Genomic DNA, 21,663 nt, shown 5'->3' on the forward strand with positions numbered 1-21,663 from the left:
AGGAGGTGGGAAACATGGCAGTACCTCAAAGAAGAACGTCCAAAACTCGCCGCGACAAACGTCGTACGCATTTCAAGCTGGCAATTCCGGGCATGGTTAAATGCGAACAATGCGGAGAGCTGAAACTGGCTCACCACGTATGCAAAGTGTGCGGTTACTACAAAACGAAAGAGATTATTTCCCAATAATCTCTCCGTTTCCCACGAAATAGCACTTCATCCGCGCGGGTGAAGTGCTATTTTTTATAATGATTTGGGTTGCTTCGGGAAGCCTATAACAAGGCGCCATTGTCCGCAGGACGAGGGGCATCCGGGCGTTTCATTGCGCGCGGCTGCTTTTTTTTATATACTTAGTTAGTACCTGGTGATAATAGCTGATTGTACTTATTGCGGAATTGTAAAAGGCGAACTTCGGAACATTGGAATAGAAACCGTCATTTTGATTATGGGCAGAAGGTGGTGTGGAGTATCGAACGAATGCCGAAAAGGCAGCGTCATCAGCAGCTCACACGGCTGATTGAAGAAAATCCGTTTATGACGGATCGGGAGCTAACCCGTCAGCTTAAAGTGAGCATTCAGACGATTCGTTTGGACCGGCTGGAGCTTGGGATACCGGAACTGCGCGAGAGGATGAAACTGATGGCGGAGCGATCGTATGATACGGTCAAATCGCTGCCGCTCCATGAAGTAATAGGTGACATTGTTGATTTGCAGCTCGATAAAAGCGGCATTTCCATATTTGAAATAAAAGAAGAACATGTTTTCTCCAGAACAGGCATCGCCCGCGGGCATCATCTGTTTGCGCAAGCCAACTCGCTGGCTGTTGCGGTCATCAACGACGAAATCGCCTTGACGGCGGCGGCAGACATCCGGTTTATCCGGCAAGTTAAACTTGGAGAGAAATGTATTGCGAAAGCGTATGTAAGATCCGCAGGGGCAGCAAAGCGAAAGTGGAGCTGTTCACTTATGTTGGCGATGAGATGGTATTCCAGGGCAGCTTTATTATTTACCGATCCGCAAGCGGAGCGGAAAGCGAAGGGGGAGATGACCATGCGGATCGCCATTGATGCGATGGGAGGCGACCATGCGCCGGATTTGATCGTAAAAGGCGCATTGGATGCGGCTATCGAATGGCCGGATACCGAGTTGCTGCTAGTGGGCGACCAAGCTCGAATTGAACCTCATCTTTCGGGTAACAAACTTCCGAACATTATGATTTGCCATGCGGATGAAGTCATCGGATCGGATGATGAGCCGGTTAGAGCGGTACGCCGCAAAAAAAATTCGTCTATGGTAATTGCCGGACAGCTCGTCAGAGAAAAACAAGCCGATGCCATGCTGTCGGCAGGCAATACGGGCGCGCTTATGACAACCGGACTGCTCGTTGTCGGCCGGCTGGAGGGCATTGAGAGGCCTGCGCTCGCTCCAGTGCTTCCTACGCTTGATGACGTTGGTGTGCTGGCGCTTGATCTTGGCGCCAATATGGACGCCAAACCGGAGCATCTGCTCCAGTACGCCATTATGGGCAGCTTGTACCGGAACAAAGTTCACGGGATCGGCAAACCGCGCGTAGGCTTGCTGAACGTCGGCACGGAAGAGGGCAAAGGCAATGAGCTGACCAAAGCTGCCTACAGCCTGCTTGAACAAGCGCCGATTCATTTTGTCGGCAATGTGGAAGCGCGGGATGTGCTGACGCGTAACTGCGACGTGCTCATTTGCGACGGGTTTGCAGGCAACATTTTGCTCAAGGCGATGGAAGGCACGGCCAGCTCCGTATTTTCGGTGCTGAAGGATTCTTTCCAAAAATCGTGGCTGACCAAAATTGCCGCCGCGATTATGCTGCCGCAGCTTCGCCAATTGCGGTCCAAAATGGATTACAAAGAGCATGGCGGAGCGCCGCTGCTTGGACTGAACGGCCTTGTCATGAAATGCCACGGCTCTTCGGATGCTTTTGCTGTTAAAAATGCGATCAGGCAAGCGCGGATTGCTTTGCAGGGGAAATTGACGGAGTCGATTGCAGCAGAAATAAATAGGAAATGAGTGGTCGCAGTGAATTTATATCCTGTTGGCATTATTGGGACCGGTAAATATGTCCCGGAACAAATTTTATCCAATCATGATCTGGAACAAATGGTAGAAACCAACGACGAATGGATTGTGACCCGCACAGGCATTCGCGAAAGAAGGATTGCTTCGAAGGAACAGGCAACCTCGGATCTGGCTTATGAAGCTTCTCTGAAAGCGCTCAAGGCTGCAGGACTTGCGCCCGAAGATATTGAACTCATTATCGTCGCCACGATTACGCCGGATACGTTTTTCCCTTCGACAGCATGCGTGCTGCAAGAGAAGCTTGGTGCGAAAAAAGCGGCTGCCTTTGATCTTTCGGCTGCATGCTCCGGATTTATTTACAGCCTCGCGACCGCTTCGAACATGATTGCAACGGGCATGTACCAGAATGCGCTTGTCATCGGCGCCGACACCTTGTCGCGCATTACGGACTATACCGACCGCAATACGTGCATCCTGTTTGGTGACGGAGCAGGAGCGGCTGTGCTTGGACGCGTGCCGGAAGGCCGCGGCTTCCAATCGTTTGAACTTGGCGCTGACGGTAGCGGCGGACCGCTTCTTAACCTTGCAGGCGGCGGTTCGCGCCTGCCTTCTTCGGAGGAAACGGTTAATTCGAAAGCTCATTATATTTACATGGCGGGCAATGAAGTGTTTAAATTTGCAGTGCGCATTATGGGCAGCGCGGCGGAGCAGGCGCTGGCCAAAGCAGGCAAAACCAAAGAAGACATTGATTTGCTGGTGCCGCATCAAGCGAATATCCGCATTATCCAGTCCGCGTTAAACCGCCTGGAACTGCCGGATGACAAAGCGATGATCAACGTGGACAAATACGGCAACATGTCGGCTGCGTCCATCCCAGTAGCCCTTGCGGAAGCGGTGGAGCAAAACAAAGTAAACGAAGGCGACTGCCTGGTGCTTGTCGGCTTTGGCGGCGGCCTGACCTGGGGCGCTTCAGTACTGATCTGGTAACGGAGGGAACAATTCGTGAGCAAAACAGCATTCGTATTCCCGGGCCAAGGCGCGCAGGCGGTTGGCATGGGCAAAGATATTTATGAAGCGCATGAAGGCGCACGCGCCGTATTTGAGCAGGCGGATGCCGCGCTTGGCTTTGCGCTTAGCGATATGATTTTCAACGGGCCGGATGATGCGCTGAAGCAAACGGCCAATACGCAGCCGGCGCTTCTGACGGTCAGCGTTGCTTTGTTGAAGGCGCTGCAAGATAAAGGTTTAACTGCGGATTACGTCGCAGGCCACAGCTTGGGCGAATACAGCGCGCTTGTTGCAGCAGGAGCTTTGTCGTTTGAGGATGCGGTCAAAACCGTCCGCGCGCGCGGTCAGTTTATGGAAGCGGCTGTTCCGGGCGGCCAAGGCGCAATGGCTGCGACGCTTGGAGCGGAACGCGAGGCGCTTGCGGCGCTTTGCGCATCGGTCTCATCCGAAGGCGAAGCTTATGCCGTTGAGCTTGCCAACATCAACTGCCCGGGGCAAATCGTTGTCTCCGGCGCGGCAGCGGGTGTTCAAGCGGTTGTAGAGCGCGGTAAAGAAGCGGGAGCGAAACGGGTGATTCCGCTGGAAGTGAGCGGGCCATTCCACTCTTCGCTGATGAAGCCGGCAGCTGATAAGCTGGCAGGCGTACTGGAGTCCGTAGCGATCTCCGACGCAGCTGTGCCTGTTGTTGCTAATGTAACGGCTCGTCCGGTATCGGCTGCGTCCGATATTAAAAAATTGCTTGTAGAGCAGGTTTATTCTCCCGTATTATGGGAAGACAGCGTGAAGTACCTGATTGAGCAAGGGGTTGACACGTTTGTTGAGATCGGCTCGGGCACTGTGCTTGCCGGACTGATTAAAAAGATCGACAAATCGGTCAAAATCATTTCCGTCAACAGCCTTGAATCGTTGTCGAATGTAGAGGTATAAAGAACGGCCTTTCAGGCATTCTTTAGCCTATCTTTGAAGGAGGAACTCCGATGTTTGCTGATCTGACCGGCAAAAAAGCGCTTGTTACCGGCGCTTCGCGCGGCATTGGCCGTGCAATTGCGATTGGCCTCGCCGAAGCGGGCGCTGACGTTGCCATCAATTATTCGGGCAGCGAAGCGGCCGCAGCCGAAACGGCGCAGGCGGTTGAAGCGCTTGGACGCCGCGCCATTATCATTAAAGCCAATGTCGGCAAAGCCGACCAGTTTGAAGCGATGGTCAAAGAAGTGACCGAACAATTTGGCGCGATTGACATTCTGGTGAATAATGCCGGCATTACAAGAGATAATTTAATTATGCGCATGAAGGAAGAGGAATTTGACGAAGTCATCGAAACGAACCTGAAAGGCGTCTTCAACGGCATTAAAGCTGTGACGCGCCCGATGATGAAGCAGCGTTCCGGCCGCATTATCAATATCTCCTCTGTTGTCGGCACGATCGGCAATCCCGGCCAAGCCAACTATGTGGCGGCAAAAGCCGGCGTCATCGGCTTGACCAAATCAAGCGCGAAGGAATTATCGTCCCGCGGCATTACGGTCAATTGCATCGCACCCGGCTTTATCCAAACCGAAATGACGGACAAGCTGACGGATGAGATCAAAACCGCGATGTCTGCGCAAATTCCGCTTGCACGTTTTGGCGCGGCGGAAGACATTGCGAATGCGGTTCGCTTCCTGGCGTCCGATGCAGCTTCCTACATGACTGGACAAACCATTCATGTAGACGGCGGAATGTATATGTAACTTCATTTTTAAATGCATGATTCATGAATAAAACGGTTACGTATGGCATTTTGTCTTTAATTCTCGTATAATACCATGGAGGAGGTGAACCGGATGTCCGAAGTAGTAGAACGTGTAAAACGTATCGTCGTCGACAGACTTGGCGTAGACGAAGCGGAAGTCACGCTGGAAGCTTCCTTTAAAGATGACCTCGGCGCTGACTCTCTTGATGTCGTGGAGTTGGTCATGGAGCTTGAAGACGAGTTTGATATGGAGATCTCTGATGAAGATGCAGAGAAGATCACCACAGTGGGAGAAGTTGTGAATTACATACAATCTCTTAACTAAGGGCTTAAGCCCACAAACAAAGTCCCGTTGTAAAAGACGGGACTTCTCTCCATCTTATGGAGTTTATGAGTGCCAGCCAATAAGCTGCATAAGCTTTATATACACATTTACTTGGCGACTGTTAGGTCGCTATATTGCTGTCTGTTGAGGTGAAAAAATGAAACAAAGAGTTGTTATAACTGGCCTTGGGGTCATGACATCCCTTGGTACTGAGGTTGAACCATTTTGGGGAAATCTGCTGGAGGGCAAATCCGGCGTTTCGTACATAGAGCAATTTGATGTTTCTGAATATCCGACAAGAATTGCCGCAGAAATTAAAAACTTCAATCCGGAAGATTATGTAGAGCGGAAAGAAGCGCGCAAAATGGACCGTTTCGTTCAATTTGCGGTAGCAGCCAGCAAGTCCGCTATTGCGGATGCCAAACTTGAAGTTGGCGCTAACGTAGATGCCGAGCGGGTTGGCGTTATTGTCGGTTCCGGCATCGGCGGTCTTGGCACATGGGAGGAGCAGTTCAGCCTGCTGACCCAGAAAGGGCCGAAACGGGTAAGCCCGTTCTTTATCCCGATGATGATTGCCAATATGGCATCCGGACAAGTATCAATGCTGACCGGCGCAAAAGGGCCTAACACGGCTATCGTTTCCGCCTGCGCGACGGGTACGCACTCGATCGGCGAATCGTTCCGTCTGATCCAGACCGGACAGGTGGATGCGATGATTTGCGGCGGTGCGGAAGCAACGATCCGTCCGACCGGCCTTGCAGGCTTCTCCGCCATGCGTGCGATGTCTACACGCAACGATGAGCCGGAGAAAGCAAGCCGCCCGTTCGATACCGGACGCGACGGCTTTGTTATGGGCGAAGGCGCCGGCGTTCTCGTGCTGGAATCGCTCGAGCATGCTAAAGCTCGCGGCGCGCATATTTATGCCGAAGTGATCGGCTACGGCCTGAGCAGCGACGCGCATCACATGACGGAGCCCGATCCGGATGGAGCGGCGCGCTGCATGACGATGGCAATCCGCGATGCCGGCATTAAGCCGGAAGATGTGGATTACATCAATGCGCATGGCACGTCGACGCCGGTGGGCGACCGTTCGGAAACGAATGCGATTAAGCAGGCGTTTGGCGACCATGCCTACAAGCTGGCTGTCAGCTCGACGAAGTCGATGACGGGCCATCTGCTTGGCGCAGCCGGCGGCGTAGAGGCGGTTATTTTGGCGCTGACGCTGCAAAACGGTATCATTGCCCCTACGATTAACTTAGAAGAACAAGATCCGGAATGTGACCTCGATTATGTGCCAAACCAAGCTCGCAAAGCCGACGTGAAGGTAGCGATTTCGAATTCGTTCGGATTTGGCGGTCATAATGCGACGGTTGCCATGAAAGTTTATGAAGCGTGACGATTTTGTTCAACTGCAGAAAAAGCTGGATATCCGGTTTAATAAGCCCAAGCTTTTAAAGCAGGCTTTTACCCATACTTCATATGTCAATGAGCATAAGCGCGGCGGCATCGAGCATAACGAGCGCCTGGAATTTCTGGGCGATGCCGTTCTGCAGCTGCTCGTTTCCGAATTTTTGTTCTCGACCTATCCCGGGCGTCCGGAAGGCGAATTGACCCGAATGCGGGCGTCTATCGTCTGTGAGCCGTCGCTGGCGAAATTCGCCGAGCGGCTGGACCTGGGCTCGTACGTTTTTCTGGGACGCGGCGAGGAGCAGCTTGGAGGGCGGCAGCGCCCTTCGCTTCTTGCGGATTTGTTCGAATCGTTTGTTGGTTCGCTTTATTTGGATGCCGGTATCGAACGGACGAGACTGTTTCTGCAGGAGCATATGTTTCCTCATATTGATGCGAATGACAGCGGTTTGCTGCTGAAGGATTTTAAATCGAAACTTCAGGAAAAAGCCCAGCACGGCAACCTTGGCGTTGTCGAATACCGCATTGCAGAGGAAAGAGGCCCTGCACATGACCGTGAATTTGTGGTGGACGTTTACGTTGGCGACAATCACGGCGGCACCGGTGCCGGACGAACGAAAAAGGAAGCGGAGCAGCGCGCGGCTGCGGAAGCTTGGCGCTCGTTGACGCAGGAGTAATGCGCGAGACTTGGAAAAACCTCCAAATCCGAATGCGAGCGGATTTGGAGGTTTTTTGATCGTTTGCAGCATCCGGCTGGCAGGCGATTGTGGTACAATAGGCGGTGAGGTGAACACCATATTATGTTCCTGAAACGGATCGAATTATCAGGCTTCAAATCGTTTGCCGACCGTACGGAAATGGAATTCGTCAACGGCATCACAGCGGTTGTTGGGCCAAACGGCAGCGGCAAAAGCAATATTTCGGACGGCATCCGCTGGGTGCTTGGCGAACAAAGCGCCAAAAGTCTGCGCGGCGGCAAAATGGAAGACATTATTTTTGCCGGAAGCGATGCGCGCAAAGCGGTCAATTACGGAGAAGTGTCTCTGACGCTGGATAACTCCGACGAAGCGCTGCCGCTCGAATTTAATGAAATAACAGTTACGCGCCGCGTTCATCGGAGCGGGGACAGCGAATATATGATTAACAAGCAGCCTTGCCGGCTGAAGGATATTACGGAATTGTTTATGGATACCGGCATCGGCAAGGAAGCGTATTCGATTATCGGGCAAGGCCGGATCGAAGAAATTTTGAGTACGCGTTCGGAAGACCGGCGCGGGATTTTTGAAGAAGCGTCCGGCATTGTGAAATACAAGAGCCGCAAACGCGAAGCGCAAAAAAAGCTGGATGACACGGAGCAAAATCTGCTGCGTATTCATGACCTCGTAACGGAGCTGGAGGATCAGGTCGGGCCGCTGAAAGAGCAGTCGGAGAAAGCTCTGCATTATAAAGCGCTGCGTGAGTCGCTGAAATCGCAGGAAATTTCGATGTACGTACATAATATCGAAACGGTCCATACCTCTTGGTCGGAAGCGAATCAGCGGCTGAAACGGCTGGGCGAAGAACAGCTTGCGTTATCGGCTGTTGTAAGCAAGCACGACGCTTTGCTGGAGAAGGACCGGCTCCTATTGCGCGAGCTGGAAAATGAGCTGGACCGCTTGCATGCGGAAATGCTGCAGCTAAGCGAAGATTACGAAAAATGCGAAGGGCACGGCGAAGTGCTGAAGGAGCGCGGCCGCAACCTGGAGCAGAACAAGCTCCAGCTGGAGGAGTCGATCGCTTCGCATGATGCCCGGATCGGCGAGCTGACGAAGGAAGAAGCCGCTATCCGCAGCAATGCGGCGATGATGGAGCTGCGCCTGGCGGAGCTGAAAGCAAAGCTGGCGGAGGAAGAAGCAAGGCTGCTAGGCGTTGCCGGCGGAGCCGGAGCCGATGCGGTAGAGACGCTCAAAAACGAGCTGCTTGATACGATGAGCGAAATGTCGCGTCTGCGCAACGAGCTCCGTTATGCCGAGCAGCAGCGGGAGGCAACCGAGCGCCGGATGGAGCGGCTTTCGGACGAAGAAGCAAGATGGAAGGCGCAGCAGGAAGCGTTAAATGCCCGCAAAGCGGAGCTCGATGAGAGACTTGAGGTTACGCTGCAGCAGCTGGCGAGTGCCCGTGACGCTTATGTGAAAGAGTCGGAGAAAGCGAAGCAGCTGGGCGGCTATGTCGACGAGACAGCTGTATCCATCCGCAAATGGGAGCAAAAGCTGGACTCTGACAGCTCACGCCGGGATACGATGAAGGAAATGCAGGATGCGCTTGACGGTTTTATGCAAGGGGTGCGGGAAGTGCTGAAAGCGTCCCGCCGCGGCCAGTTAAGCGGCGTGCACGGCGCCGTAGCAGAGCTGATCCGCGTTCCGCAGCGCATTGAGACGGCTGTCGAGACCGCGCTTGGCGGCGCGCTTCAGCATATTGTCATGGAGAACGAGCAGACGGCTCGTACAGCCATCAGCTTCTTGAAGCAGCGCCAGCTTGGCCGCGCCACGTTCCTGCCGCTTGACGTTATTAAAGGGCGCCAGCTGTCGGAGCAGGACAAGCGCCTCGCCGCTTCTGTCGAAGGTTTCGTAGGGGTAGCGGCGGAGCTTGTGGACTGCGAGCCGCAGTATGCCTCCATCGTCGGCAATTTGCTTGGCAATGTGCTGCTGTCCGAGACGCTGGAGCAAGCGAACCGGATTGCGTCCAAATGCCAATACCGGTACCGCGTCGTCACGCTCGAAGGCGACGTTGTTAACGCGGGCGGCTCTATGACAGGCGGCAGCCTCATGAAAAAAGGCGCAAGCCTGCTTGGCCGCCAGCGGCAAATCGAAGCGCTGGACAAAGAGATTAAAGATGCCGAGATGACGCTCGGCCAGCTGAAAGACAAATTAAGCGACTTGCGCAAGGAACAATCGATTGCTTCGCAAAATATCGAAGAGCTTCGCGCGCAAGGCGAGCGGTTCCGCATCGAGGAGCAGCAGGTCCGTTCTGAGCTGCAGCAGGTAACAGCAGAAGCCAAGCTGCTTCAGGAGCAGCATCAGCTGCATTCGGCTGACCGGTCTACGCACTTGGCGGAGCAGGCCAGCCTGCAGACGACGGCGGCAGCGGCGGCGGAACGTCTGGAGCAGCTGCAGATTGATGAAGCGCGGCTTCAGCAAGCTATCCAGCTGGCCGAAGAGCAGCGCAAAGCGAATGAGTCGGCTAAAGAAGAACTGCAAGGCCAGCTGACCGATCTCAAAATCGCCGTCGCCAAAACCGATCAAGAGAAGCAATCGTTTGAGGACCAGGCTTCGCGGGTCCGTTCCGATGTGCAGCGCACCAAGCAGGAGCTGGCGGGTTACCGTTCGATGCTGGCTCAGCTGGAGCAAGACGTGGAGCGGCATGGTGCGGAAAGCACCCGCCAAATCGAGCAGCTGAACGAGCTGAAACTGCTGAAGCAAACCTGCGCGGAGCAAACCGATCTGAAACGTTCGGAACGCGCGCAGCGTCTTCGCGGCATCGAAGAAGGCGAAGGCGAGACGAAAGAGCAGCGCATCAGCCTGCGCCATGTCGAAGAGCAGATGCGGCAGACGGAAATTGCCGTCAATCGGCTGGATGTCGAGCTGGACAACCTGCTCCGCAAGTTAAGCGAGGAATACGGGCTTAGCTTCGAGCTGGCCAAAGAGCAATATCCGGTTCCCGAAGATGTGGCCGCTGTCCAAGGCGCGGTCAGAGATTTGAAACGGCAAATTTCGGCGCTTGGCGATGTGAACCTTGGCGCGATTGACGAATACGAACGCGTCAAAGAGCGTTTTGAATATTTGAGCACGCAAAAGGACGATCTGGTCGAAGCGAAAACGACGCTGTACCAGGTTATCCGCGAGATGGACGATGAAATGTCGAAGCGGTTTAAGCAGACTTTCGAAGCGATCCGCACCCATTTTGTCGTCGTGTTCGCCAAGCTGTTTGGCGGCGGGCGCGCCGACCTTATTATGGTCGAGCCGGATCGCGTGCTCGACACCGGGATCGATATTGTTGCGCAGCCTCCGGGCAAAAAGCTGCAAAACTTGCAGCTGCTGTCCGGCGGGGAACGGGCACTTACGGCAATTGCGCTGTTGTTTGCGATTTTGCAGGTGAAGCCGGTGCCGTTCTGCGTGCTTGACGAGGTGGAAGCGGCACTGGATGAAGCAAACGTATCGCGTTTTGCCCAGTATTTGCGCGAGTTTTCGGAGCTGACCCAATTTATTGTCGTAACCCACCGGAAAGGCACGATGGAAGAAGCGGATGTGTTATACGGGGTTACGATGGAAGAAGGCGGCGTCTCGAAGCTCGTTTCCGTAAGGCTGGAAGAAGATGCCGAGGAGCAGGAATCGGCGCTTGCTTAAGCAAGCGATCGGCTTCTGCTTTAGCGCAGCAGCACGCGGAGCCTGACCTCAGCGGCAGGTTCGATCAAGCGGTTGTGGCCGCAGGCAGATGCCGATCCTTGTATCGCAGACACAGCCTGGCTGAAAGTATGATGGATGGGAGATGGACAAGAGATGAGCTTTTTCAAAAAGTTGAAAGATAGCATTGCCAGCAAAGCGGAAGCTGTCACCAGCGTATTTAAAGAAGGGCTGAGCAAAACCCGTTCCGCTATTGTTGAGAAAGTGGAAGAGCTGATTACACGCCGCAAAAAAATCGACGAGGAATTTTACGAAGAGCTGGAAGAAATTCTCATCGGTGCGGACGTTGGCGTAACCACTGTCATGAAGCTGATCGACGAGCTTCGCGCCGAAGTGAAAGCGCGCAAAATTGAACAGGCAGCCGAGCTGCAGCCGATTTTGTCCGAGAAGCTGGTCGGCTTGCTCAAAGGCGGCGGCGATCCGGGCCTCAACATGTCGGCTGACGGCATTACCGTATACTTGTTCGTAGGCGTCAACGGGGTTGGCAAAACAACAACCATCGGCAAGCTGGCCCATAAATTTAAAAGCGAAGGCAAAAACGTGCTGCTTGCGGCGGGCGATACGTTCCGCGCGGGCGCCATCGAGCAGTTGGAAGTGTGGGGGCAGCGCGTTGGCGTTGACGTCATCAAGCAGCAGTCGGGTTCCGACCCGGCAGCAGTCATGTTCGACGCGGTACAGGCGGCCAAGCAGCGCCAGGTGGACGTTCTGCTGTGCGATACGGCAGGCAGGCTGCAAAATAAAACGAACCTGATGGAAGAGCTGAACAAAATATTTCGTGTTATTCAGCGCGAGCTTCCGGATGCTCCGCACGAAGTGCTTCTCGTGCTGGACGCGACAACGGGGCAAAACGCGCTCAGCCAGGCGAAGCTGTTTGGCGAAAAAAGCGGCGTAACCGGCCTCGTATTGACGAAACTGGACGGTACGGCCAAAGGCGGCATCGTTATTGCAATCCGCAATGAGCTGAATTTGCCGGTGAAGCTTGTCGGGCTTGGCGAAAAGATGGGCGATCTGCAGGAATTTGATTCCGAGCAGTTTGTGCATGCTTTATTTGCCGGGCTGATCCAGCAGGAGACGGCTGCGGACGACGCGGAGGAAAGCCGCTAAACGCGGCTTTTCGTGCTGACAAGTACAAAAGCTTGACAGTCATCTAGGCTATCCTGTATGATAAAAGTCGTTGGTTTGGTGTAAAGGCTTTTCCCTTGACGGAAGGAGGCCTGCCACTATGGCAGTTCAAGAGCCACATGCCCTTGCTAAGACGACTCGGATCAATGCATTATTTGATTTTTATGAACCTCTGCTGACTGAGAAACAGCGGACGTTCCTGAAATATTATTTTCTGGACGATTATTCGCTTGGCGAAATCGCTTCGGAATCCGGCATTAGCCGTCAAGCGGTATACGAACATATCAAGCGCGCACAGAACGCGCTGGAAGAATACGAAAGCAAGCTGAAGCTGCTCGAGAGGCATGAGCGGGTCAGCCGGACGGCCGGCGAGCTTGCTGAAGTGATCCATACGCTTTCGCTTCAAGATCAGGATAAACAATTGCTGAAGTCGGCCATCGACCGGCTCATGCAAATGGAATAAAGCAATCCCGGAGGTGAACCAGTATGGCCGCATTCGAAAGCTTATCAAGCAGACTGCAAAATGTATTTGGCAAGCTGAGAGGCAAAGGGAAAGTTTCGGAAGACGACGTCAACGAAGCGATGCGCGAAGTAAGGCTTGCGTTGCTTGAAGCGGACGTAAACTTCAAGGTCGTCAAAGACTTTATCGCTAAAGTGAAAGAACGCGCCATCGGTCAGGAAGTGATGAAAAGCTTCACCCCCGGCATGGTAATTATCGACATTGTCAATAAAGAACTGACGGAACTGATGGGCGGAACGCAAAGCAAGCTGGCGAAAGCGAACAAGCCGCCGACGGTCATTATGATGGCCGGCCTGCAAGGCGCCGGTAAAACGACGACGTCCGGCAAGCTGGCGAAGCTGCTGCAAAAAGCGAACCATAAGCCGCTGCTTGTTGCGTGCGACATTTACCGTCCGGCAGCGATCAAGCAGCTGGAAGTACTTGGATCGCAAATCAATGTACCGGTATTTACGCTTGGCGATCAAGTGTCGCCTGTAGAAATTGCGCGCCAAAGCTTGCAGCATGCGAAGGACAACCATTACGATTATGTCATCATCGATACGGCCGGACGGCTACATATCGATGAAGCGCTTATGGAAGAGTTGAAGCAAATCCATGAGTCGGTTAAACCGGATGAGGTGCTGCTGATCGTCGACTCCATGACGGGCCAGGATGCGGTTAATGTCGCCAAAAGCTTCCACGAACAGCTGGAACTGACCGGCGTCATTCTGACGAAGCTGGATGGCGATACGCGCGGCGGCGCAGCTTTGTCGGTCAAAGCGGTAACAGGCCAGCCGATCAAATTCGCCGCGATGGGCGAAAAGATCGATTCGCTCGAACCGTTCCATCCGGACCGGATGGCATCCCGTATTCTCGGCATGGGCGACATGCTTTCCCTGATTGAGAAAGCGCAGGCGGGCATTGATGCCGAGAAAGCGGCTGAGATGGAACGCAAAATGCGCAATGCGGAATTTACGTTCGACGATTTCCTGGATCAGATGGAACAGGTTCGCAAGATGGGACCGCTGGACCAGCTGCTTGAAATGATGCCGGGGATGAACAAAGTGAAAGGCCTTAAAGACATGAAAGTGGACGATAAGCAGATCGGAAGAGTGGAAGCGATCGTCCGTTCCATGACCAAGGAAGAGAAACAAAAGCCGGAACTGCTGAACCACAGCAGACGGAAGCGTATTGCAGCCGGCAGCGGCACTACCATTGCCGAAGTGAACCGCTTGATCAAGCAGTTTGACGATATGCGCAAAATGATGAAGCAGTTTACAAGCATGATGGGACCAAAAGGGCCAAAAGGCGGCAAAAAAATGCTGAAAGGCCTGCTTGGCAAAAATATGAAGTTCCCGTTCGGCTAATACCCGCGGGAACAGCAGCGTTGATTAGTTGAAGGAGGTGAATCTCTTGGCAGTACGTATTCGTCTGAAACGCATGGGCGCTCATAAAGCTCCTTTCTACCGCGTAGTCGTATCCGATTCCCGTTCGCCGCGTGACGGCCGCTTTATCGAAGAAATCGGCACTTACAACCCGGTTGCACAACCGGCTCAAGTAACGATTGATGAAGAAAAAGCGCTGAAATGGCTGCAAACTGGTGCGCAAGCTTCTGATACCGTTCGCGACCTGCTTTCCAAAGCTGGCGTTATGAAAAAATTCCATGAGCTGAAACAACAGAAATAACTGTTGATCACGGAGGGCCTTTAGAATGGAAGATCTGATTCTTATCATAGCTAAGGCTTTAGTGGATTATCCGGAGGATGTACGGGTGGATGTGAAGGAGGATGAACGGAGCGTTGTTTATTCGCTGTCCGTTCATCCTGGCGATATTGGCAAAGTAATCGGCAAGCAGGGGCGTATTGCGAAAGCGATGCGCACCGTTGTAGCTTCCGCAGCTGCCAAATCGCAGAAACGCGTCATCGTTGATATCATATCGTAACATTCGTGCGCCGGAAGGGCCGGGATCTGATCCTGGCCCTTTTTCATCATTTGTATACATATTGAATCGTAAGCAGCGAACTTGCCATGCATAGCGGCAAGGCGTTTATAAATAGATTTTACTGGTACAATAGCTAAAGAGGTGGCTTATGAGCGAGAAACAGTTGTTTACGGTTGGCAAAGTGGCCAATACGCACGGTATACGCGGCGAGCTGAAAATTGTGCCGCAAACGGATTTTGCGGAGGAACGCTTCGCGAAAGGAAGCAAGCTGATTTTGCAAAAGGAGGACGGTACGGAACAGGTGCCGGTTGAAGTCCTTGCTTCGCGGCTGCAAAAAAACGTATACGTCATTAAACTGAAGGACTACGACAACATTAACGATGTCGAGAAATATAAGGGCTGGCTGCTGAAGATTGCCGGAGAAGACCGTGCGCCGCTTGAAGAAGGCGAATATTATTACAGCGACATCGTGGGCTGCCGGGTTGTGACCGTTCAAGGCGAGGAGCTTGGCGTCATTTCCGAAATTTTAAGCCCTGGCGCGAATGACGTATGGGTTGTTGATCAAGCGGGGCATCGATCCAAGCAAATATTGCTGCCGGTTATTGACGAAGTGATCTTGGATGTGAACATCGCAGAAAAGCTCATTAAGGTCGAGTTGATGGAAGGGCTGATCTAACGCGATGAAAATTGATGTGTTAACGCTGTTTCCGGAAATGTTCGACGGCGTGTTCAACGCAAGCATCCTCGGAAAAGCGAAAGAGAAGGGCATTGTAGACCTGCATGCTATTGATTTCCGGCCTTACGCCAACAATAAGCATAATACGGTTGACGATTACCCGTATGGCGGCGGCGGCGGGATGGTATTGAAGCCGGAGCCGATTTTTGCTGCGGTCGAGGATTTAATGAAGGATACGGCTGTCAAGCCGCGCGTCATTCTCATGTGCCCGCAAGGGGAGACGTTTACCCAGAAAAAAGCTGAGGAGCTGTCTAAATCCGATCATCTCGTCTTTATTTGCGGTCATTATGAAGGCTATGATGAACGAATCCGGGAACATCTCGTAACGGACGAGCTGTCCATTGGCGATTATGTGCTGACCGGCGGCGAGCTGCCGGCCATGACCGTCATCGACAGCGTCGTCCGGCTGCTGCCTGGCGTGCTTGGCAACGAATCGTCTGCAGTAACTGACTCCTTCAGCACCGGGCTGCTGGAGTATCCACACTATACTCGTCCTCCCGCATTTCGCGGCTGGGAAGTGCCTGAAGTGCTTTTATCCGGCCATCATGCCCGGATCGAGGCATGGCGCAGAGAGCAGTCGCTGCTGCGCACGCTGCGCCGCAGGCCGGATTTGCTGGAATCGGTCGACCTGTCGCCGAAAGAACGGGAATGGATCAAAAAGCAGCTTGAAACAGAATAACGCTCATTTTTTAGGCAAAATCATTGTTTTTTCGCGCTATCTGTGATAGAATCGTAAATGTTGTTTTGTATAGTCGGACGGTCCGCTAATGGCAATGAACCCGTTCACAGGAACGTGGCGAGCCCTTAAGAACGTCTGTTGTGGAAGGAGTGACCCGATATGAATTTGGTACAAGCGATTACGCAAGAACAGCTCCGCAGCGATATTCCTAACTTCCGCCCAGGCGACACGCTGAAGGTTTACGTTAAGGTTATCGAGGGTTCGCGCGAGCGTATCCAGCTTTTCGAAGGCGTTGTAATTAAACGCCGCGGCGGCGGTATCAGCGAAACGTTTACAGTACGCAAAATTTCCTACGGTGTGGGTGTGGAAAGAACTTTCCCGATCCATTCGCCTAAAATCGATAAAATCGAAGTGGCTCGCCGTGGTAAAGTACGTCGTGCGAAACTGTACTACCTTCGCAACCTGCGCGGTAAAGCTGCAAGAATTAAAGAAATCCGCTAAGTTGAAACGACTAAAGGAGCTTGTTCACGCAAGCTCCTTTTGTTATTTAGCCCGGCTGCACTTGAACCGCCCTTGTGAATCCGATATGCTATTAGTAATTATGTTCCGATAAACTTTACTTATAGAAAGAAGGCAAATCGATGGACTCACAGCAGCTACATACGGATTCGTCCGATAATCCCCAAAGCAAAAGGGCGGAAAAGCATACAAAGAAATCGTGGATTGGATTAAGGCGCTTGCCATTGCCGTGCTGTTGGTCTTTGTGATCCGCACATTTTTGTTCTCTCCTTTTATTGTGGATGGTCCTTCGATGCAACCCAATTTTTATACAGGAGAACGTCTCATCGTTAACAAAATTTTGTACAAGGTCAGAAATCCTCATCCGGGCGAAGTCGTCGTATTCCATGTGCCTGAGCAGGGCCGGGATTTCATTAAACGCGTAATTGCGGTTGGCGGGGATACAATACGGGTTGACGGGGACGATGTGTACGTCAACGATCAGAAGATTGAAGAACCGTATTTGAAGAAGGCCATTCAGGAAGCGCATGATCGCGGCGAGCTGTACAATAACGGCGCAAATCCGAACTACCCGAACGCGGAGCACTCGGAAACGACCGTGCCGAAAGGTTATATTTTTGCAATGGGCGACCATCGCAATAACAGCCAGGACAGCCGCGATTTAGGCTTCATTTCGGACAAGGAGCTTGTAGGCCGCGCCGATATTATATTCTGGCCGCTGAATAAATTGAGTTTTATTAAGCATTATTAAGAGCAAGTGCATGACGAGGTGAATTCATGACCATTCAATGGTTTCCCGGTCACATGACCCGGGCGAAAAGGCAAATACAGGAAAAATTAAAGCTCATCGATATTGCCATAGAGCTGTTGGATGCGCGAGTCCCGATCTCAAGCCGGAATCCGATGGTGGATGAGATATTAGGCGGCAAGCCAAGACTTATCGTGTTGAACAAATCGGATCTTGCCGATCCGAAAGCAACGGAGCAATGGGTGAAGTTTTTTGAAGCAGAAGGCCATCAATGTGCGGTCGTCGATTCATCAACAGGCACGAGAGTTGGCGATATTCCGCTTAAAGCCAAGCAGATTCTGCATGAAAAAATCGAACGCCAGATCGCGAAAGGGATGAATCCCCGTGCGATTCGCGGGCTTATTGTCGGCATTCCGAATGTCGGGAAATCGACTTTAATTAACCGGCTGGCTGGACGCAACATCGCGGCAACGGGCGACCGTCCGGGCGTAACCAAAGGACAGCAGTGGATTAAAGTCGGCACGGAGATGGAACTGCTCGATACGCCGGGGATTTTGTGGCCCAAATTCGAGGATCAAGTCGTAGGGTACCGGCTTGCGATAACAGGTGCAATTAAAGAACAAATTTTAAATGTCGAAGATATCGCTTTTACGGCTGTTAAAGAGCTGTCGGCCCGTTATTGGCCAACGCTGAGCGAACGGTTTGGCCTTACCCAGCCGCCGAAGGATATCGAAGATGCGGATGAAATTGTCCGAGTGATGGAAGAGATCGGACGCAAACGCGGCGCTTTGATGGGAGGAGGCCGCGTGGATCTGGAGAAGGCATCCGGCATTATTTTGCGCGAGCTGAGAGCTGGCAAGCTGGGCCGCATTACGCTGGAATCGCCGTATCCGCCGGGCGTGGAGAAACTTTTGGACTAACGATGCAATGGGGAAACGATGATGCTGGAATATGAAAATGAGCTGTGGAAGGAAGGCTACACTTCCATTGCCGGAGTCGACGAGGTTGGTCGGGGCTGTTTGTTTGGCGATGTAGTTGCGGCTGCCGTTATTTTGCCGCCGCATCTGGTGCTTGAAGGCGTTGACGACTCCAAGAAGCTGTCCGAGAAAAAGCGCGATAAGCTGTATGACGTCATATTGCAGTCCTGCACTGCTTGGGCGGTGGGCCGGGTTGATGTGGAAACGATAGACCGCATCAACATTAAGCAGGCGTCCCGCCTTGCCATGAAGCTTGCTGTCGAGGCGCTTCATGTTAAAGCTGACTACTTGCTGGTCGACGCGGAAAAAGTGGATGTGCCGCAGCCCCAGCTTGCGATCATTAAAGGTGATGCCACAAGCCAGTCCATTGCGGCTGCTTCGATTATCGCAAAAGTGACGCGTGACCGGCTATGCGCGGGGGAGTGGGAGGCGTTATATCCGGCATATGGAATTGCGGTACATAAAGGTTATGGAACCAAGTTTCATCGCGAGAAATTGCTGGAATACGGGCCAAGCCCGCTGCACCGCCAATCGTTTTTGAAAAAAATTATTCAAGTAGAACAGCAGCTGTTGTTCTGAATGTTCAATAGCGGGAAGGGCGAAGAACGCCCGTAATGCGCCGGATCTCCAAGATCCGCAGCGTCATTGCGGGCGTTTTGCTTTAGCTGCGCTGGTATTCGCAGACATTTCCTGATTAGCATGATGACGCTTCGGAATGTGCAGCGGCTGCTTTTTGCCTGGGTGGGTTCATTGAACGCGGTTATCCGCCGATAAATATGTCATATTGAAGCGTATGAACGGAGCGGTGGACGATGAATATCAATCAAATGATGCGCAGCTTGCTTGGAGAAGTGGCAGGAGCCGAACCGCGTGCGCTGGAGCTGAAAGTTGGACAGGTTGTGCGGGGAATTGTGATTCAAATGATGGATAATAACGAAGCGGTTGTGCAAATAAACGGCATGCAGGTTAAAGCGAGCCTTGAATCGCCGCTAAAGGAAGGCCAAAGCGCGCTGCTGCAGGTGCAGTCGCAGTCGCATGAAGGAATGATTGTCCTGAAAGCGGCAAATGGCGGCAGCGCTATGGTGTTTAGCGATACGGTAAGCGAATGGCTGAAGCAGCTGGCGCTGCCGCAAGAGGCGCCATGGGCGGATGTTTTGGTGCGTCAGCTCAAAGCCGGGGGAGCTTCGCTTACGCCGGAGACGGCTTCCTACTTCAAGCAGGCGTCGGCGTCGGTGCCGCAAGGCGCAGATCAAGAGCGGTGGATGAATGCCGCCGCCGCAGCTTTTAACCGCGGTTTGCCGGCATCAGCCGCTGTTATACAAGGGCTGCAGCAGACAATGTATGGTGAACCGCCGCATGAGCTGCTGCAGACTCTTCAGCAGCAGCTGGGACAACTGGCGGGCGAGGCAGCTGCAGGCAAGCTGCCGCCTGCAGCTGCCAAAGTGCAGGCATTGCTCGTACAAGCCGCTTCTTTTGCACCGGCAGATAACGAGCCGGACGCCCTGGATGTTGCGCTGCAAGCCCAGCCAGCACGGCCGCAAGCAGCGCCATTTGCCGCTGCGCGTTATGCAGCGGACTTCCCGGCGCTGGGAAGGCAGCCGCTGTCCGGGCTGTCTGGCAAGGAGCTGCCGCAAAGTGGCTTGCCGCCGGCAAGCACCCGGCAAGCATCGATTCATACGGCGGTTGCACCGGCATCAGCCGCCGGCGGAGAACCTAACTGGCTTAATCAAATGATGAAGTGGCTTGGCGTTGATCATGAGCATCAATTGCTTCGCCAGCTGGGAGCAGAGGGAGAGCCGTCCCCCCTCCCGGCAGGCAGGCCGCTTCCAGCGGGGCAAGAAACGGCAGTTGGCACAACACCGGACGCCCGGATGCTTGAGCGCCATAGCGAGCCGCAAGCTGCTGCTGCAGCGGCAGGCCGTGATGCAGAGGCAGCGGTTGCCGAGAAGCCGGGACCGTTGGATTTAACGGCTGTACTTAAAGAAGAAGCGGGAAAAGGAGCGGCAGAGGTGCGAAACGGCGGGACAGCGGACCGTTTGGCCGGGCAGCCGGGCCTTGCTCCAGGGGGCCAGGACGGGAAAGCGGCGCTGCCGGATAATTTGAAAACGGCATTGTTGTCACTGGCGTCATCAGATGAGGTGCCGGCTAACATCAAAGAGACGGCTCAGCAGCTTGTCCATCATATAACCGGCCAGCAGCTGCTGCTGGCTCCTGAACGGAATGGGCAGATGTTTACGCATTTGACGATGTATGTTCCGATCTTCACCAAAGACGGGCGTCAGACGGCCTCCGTGCAAGTTCAAACAAGAAGAGGCAGGCGCGGAGAATTGGATGCGGATAACTGCCGCCTCATGTTCGACCTGTCGATGCAAACGCTGGGGCAAACGATGGTAGATGTAGCCGTAACGGATAAAATTGTCGGCATTACTTTATGGAACGACCATCCCGCCATATCGGCGCTTACCGCACAAGCCAAAGCGGAAATTGCGCAAAAGCTGAGCGGTGCGGGCTACAAGCTGCTGTCTTTTAAAGCGCAGCCATTCCCGGCTCCTGAGACGGCTGGAGAATCAGCAGGGCCTTCGGCCCAAAACAAATATCCGCCTGCTGTTCCAGCTGCTTCTTGGTTTGCATCGAGTCCGTACAAAGGGGTGGATTTCCGGGCATGAACAGAAAAGGGAACTTTGCCGAACAGCCTCTGCTGCCGCCGCGCAAAGCGGTTGCGTTAAAATACGAGCCTGGCGTAAACCAGGCGCCGGTCGTAGTCGCGAAAGGGACAGGGCATACTGCGGATAAAATATTGGAGAAAGCAAAAGAGCATGGCGTACCCGTGCAGGAGGACGCTTCTTTGGTTGAAGTGTTATCCAAGCTGAACATTGAACAGGAGATTCCTGCTGAACTGTACACGCTGGTAGCTGAGATTTTAAGTTTTATATATCGGGCAGACCGGAATGCGAGGGAAAGCATTGAATAAGGAAGCCGGACAAGGAAAATCGGTAAAGCCGGACCGAAGGCGGGAAACCGGCCAATATGGGGAAGAAGCGGCATGCGGTTACCTTCAGCAGAAAGGATACCGGATTATCGAACGCAACTGGCGGTGCCGCTCCGGCGAGATCGATATTGTAGCTGAGGAGGATGGGAGGCTGGTTGTGGTTGAAGTCAGGACAAGGCGCTCAGCCCGCCGGTTCGGCACAGCCGCCGAATCCGTCAACTACCGCAAACAGAAGCAGGTGGCGGATACCGCACAGTTTTATTTGCGGACGCGAGGCTTCGGGGATGTTTCTGTCCGGTTTGACGTCATTACCGTTGAATTGGATGGAGCATTCGTGCGTGAGATTAACCATATTGAAGCTGCCTTTTGAAGCGATATAAGCTTGCAGCAGACAATAAGCTTCAGCGCCTAAAGGATACATGAAGAGGCTGAAGCTTATTTGTTTGGGCTGGACCCCGGGACCCCGGGACCCCGGGACTACGGGACTGAAGCAGAA

22 protein-coding genes and 2 pseudogenes are annotated in these 21,663 nt (G+C 53.3%); all 24 read left to right on the forward strand.

Translation table 11 applies throughout. From position 1 onward, the window contains the following. The first annotated feature begins 14 nt into the window (after positions 1 to 14). The 24 genes and pseudogenes from rpmF to ET464_RS03500 all read left to right on the forward strand — a co-directional run bounded on the left by rpmF (position 15) and on the right by ET464_RS03500 (position 21,537). A complete protein-coding gene (gene rpmF / locus ET464_RS03385) occupies positions 15 to 188 on the forward strand; it encodes a 50S ribosomal protein L32 (protein WP_116043433.1) in 174 nt (57 codons plus the stop codon). Positions 189 to 476: 288 nt separating this feature from the next. Next, positions 477 to 1,066: pseudogene (gene fapR, locus ET464_RS03390) on the forward strand (transcription factor FapR). Continuing rightward, a complete protein-coding gene (gene plsX, locus ET464_RS03395; protein ID WP_129444032.1) occupies positions 1,050 to 2,039 on the forward strand; it encodes a phosphate acyltransferase PlsX in 990 nt (329 codons plus the stop codon). Before fapR ends, plsX begins: the two are co-directional and overlap by 17 nt. A gap of 9 nt (positions 2,040 to 2,048) precedes the next feature. Then, positions 2,049 to 3,035, forward strand: a complete 987-nt coding sequence (locus ET464_RS03400) for a beta-ketoacyl-ACP synthase III (protein WP_129438256.1) — start codon at positions 2,049 to 2,051, stop codon at positions 3,033 to 3,035. 15 nt (positions 3,036 to 3,050) lie between these two features. After that, the gene (gene fabD, locus ET464_RS03405) at positions 3,051 to 3,983 is read left to right on the forward strand and encodes an ACP S-malonyltransferase (RefSeq protein ID WP_129438258.1); all 933 of its coding nucleotides are present in this window, start codon (positions 3,051 to 3,053) and stop codon (positions 3,981 to 3,983) included. A gap of 50 nt (positions 3,984 to 4,033) precedes the next feature. Further along, on the forward strand, positions 4,034 to 4,783 hold the full coding sequence (gene fabG, locus ET464_RS03410) for a 3-oxoacyl-[acyl-carrier-protein] reductase (protein WP_129438260.1): 750 nt from the start codon (positions 4,034 to 4,036) through the stop codon (positions 4,781 to 4,783). Positions 4,784 to 4,876: 93 nt separating this feature from the next. Beyond that, complete coding sequence (gene acpP, locus ET464_RS03415; RefSeq protein ID WP_042160396.1) at positions 4,877 to 5,110, forward strand: acyl carrier protein; 234 nt, start codon at positions 4,877 to 4,879, stop codon at positions 5,108 to 5,110. 157 nt (positions 5,111 to 5,267) lie between these two features. Then, positions 5,268 to 6,506, forward strand: a complete 1,239-nt coding sequence (gene fabF, locus ET464_RS03420; RefSeq protein ID WP_129438262.1) for a beta-ketoacyl-ACP synthase II — start codon at positions 5,268 to 5,270, stop codon at positions 6,504 to 6,506. Then, positions 6,496 to 7,194, forward strand: a complete 699-nt coding sequence (gene rnc / locus ET464_RS03425; RefSeq protein WP_129438264.1) for a ribonuclease III — start codon at positions 6,496 to 6,498, stop codon at positions 7,192 to 7,194. Before fabF ends, rnc begins: the two co-directional genes overlap by 11 nt. Positions 7,195 to 7,317: 123 nt before the next feature. Continuing rightward, a complete protein-coding gene (smc, locus tag ET464_RS03430; protein WP_129438266.1) occupies positions 7,318 to 10,899 on the forward strand; it encodes a chromosome segregation protein SMC in 3,582 nt (1,193 codons plus the stop codon). 153 nt (positions 10,900 to 11,052) lie between these two features. Further along, entirely contained in the window at positions 11,053 to 12,060 is a 1,008-nt protein-coding gene (ftsY, locus tag ET464_RS03435; RefSeq protein WP_129438268.1) for a signal recognition particle-docking protein FtsY, read from the forward strand. Between the two features lie 118 nt (positions 12,061 to 12,178). Next, on the forward strand, positions 12,179 to 12,541 hold the full coding sequence (gene ylxM, locus ET464_RS03440) for a YlxM family DNA-binding protein (RefSeq protein WP_129438270.1): 363 nt from the start codon (positions 12,179 to 12,181) through the stop codon (positions 12,539 to 12,541). 23 nt (positions 12,542 to 12,564) lie between these two features. After that, a complete protein-coding gene (ffh, locus tag ET464_RS03445; protein ID WP_129438271.1) occupies positions 12,565 to 13,944 on the forward strand; it encodes a signal recognition particle protein in 1,380 nt (459 codons plus the stop codon). Between the two features lie 46 nt (positions 13,945 to 13,990). Further along, the gene (gene rpsP / locus ET464_RS03450) at positions 13,991 to 14,263 is read left to right on the forward strand and encodes a 30S ribosomal protein S16 (RefSeq protein ID WP_129438273.1); all 273 of its coding nucleotides are present in this window, start codon (positions 13,991 to 13,993) and stop codon (positions 14,261 to 14,263) included. Between the two features lie 25 nt (positions 14,264 to 14,288). Next, positions 14,289 to 14,519 (forward strand): KH domain-containing protein, encoded by a 231-nt coding sequence (locus ET464_RS03455; RefSeq protein WP_129438275.1) that lies wholly within the window; start codon positions 14,289 to 14,291, stop codon positions 14,517 to 14,519. 148 nt (positions 14,520 to 14,667) lie between these two features. After that, entirely contained in the window at positions 14,668 to 15,195 is a 528-nt protein-coding gene (gene rimM / locus ET464_RS03460; RefSeq protein WP_129438277.1) for a ribosome maturation factor RimM, read from the forward strand. Between the two features lie 4 nt (positions 15,196 to 15,199). Beyond that, positions 15,200 to 15,934 carry a tRNA (guanosine(37)-N1)-methyltransferase TrmD gene (trmD, locus tag ET464_RS03465; protein WP_129438279.1) on the forward strand — a complete coding sequence of 245 codons (735 nt, stop codon included), beginning with the start codon at positions 15,200 to 15,202 and terminating at the stop codon, positions 15,932 to 15,934. Positions 15,935 to 16,093: 159 nt separating this feature from the next. Beyond that, positions 16,094 to 16,435, forward strand: coding sequence for a 50S ribosomal protein L19 (rplS, locus tag ET464_RS03470; RefSeq protein WP_129438281.1), 342 nt, complete (start codon positions 16,094 to 16,096; stop codon positions 16,433 to 16,435). A 181-nt stretch (positions 16,436 to 16,616) separates the two neighbouring features. Continuing rightward, positions 16,617 to 17,204, forward strand: a pseudogene (gene lepB / locus ET464_RS03475) (signal peptidase I); the annotation flags it as partial. A gap of 26 nt (positions 17,205 to 17,230) precedes the next feature. Continuing rightward, positions 17,231 to 18,121: a ribosome biogenesis GTPase YlqF gene (gene ylqF / locus ET464_RS03480; RefSeq protein WP_129438285.1), complete on the forward strand. Its 891-nt coding sequence runs from the start codon at positions 17,231 to 17,233 to the stop codon at positions 18,119 to 18,121. A 21-nt stretch (positions 18,122 to 18,142) separates the two neighbouring features. Then, complete coding sequence (locus ET464_RS03485; RefSeq protein WP_129444034.1) at positions 18,143 to 18,757, forward strand: ribonuclease HII; 615 nt, start codon at positions 18,143 to 18,145, stop codon at positions 18,755 to 18,757. Positions 18,758 to 18,990: 233 nt separating this feature from the next. Further along, on the forward strand, positions 18,991 to 20,844 hold the full coding sequence (locus ET464_RS03490; RefSeq protein WP_129438287.1) for a hypothetical protein: 1,854 nt from the start codon (positions 18,991 to 18,993) through the stop codon (positions 20,842 to 20,844). Beyond that, positions 20,841 to 21,149, forward strand: a complete 309-nt coding sequence (locus ET464_RS03495; RefSeq protein ID WP_129438289.1) for an EscU/YscU/HrcU family type III secretion system export apparatus switch protein — start codon at positions 20,841 to 20,843, stop codon at positions 21,147 to 21,149. Before ET464_RS03490 ends, ET464_RS03495 begins: the two co-directional genes overlap by 4 nt. After that, positions 21,142 to 21,537, forward strand: a complete 396-nt coding sequence (locus tag ET464_RS03500; protein WP_244226647.1) for a YraN family protein — start codon at positions 21,142 to 21,144, stop codon at positions 21,535 to 21,537. Before ET464_RS03495 ends, ET464_RS03500 begins: the two co-directional genes overlap by 8 nt. Positions 21,538 to 21,663: the final 126 nt, after the last annotated feature.

It is taken from the genome of Paenibacillus protaetiae, assembly GCF_004135365.1.
Classification (GTDB): domain Bacteria; phylum Bacillota; class Bacilli; order Paenibacillales; family Paenibacillaceae; genus Paenibacillus_AP; species Paenibacillus_AP protaetiae.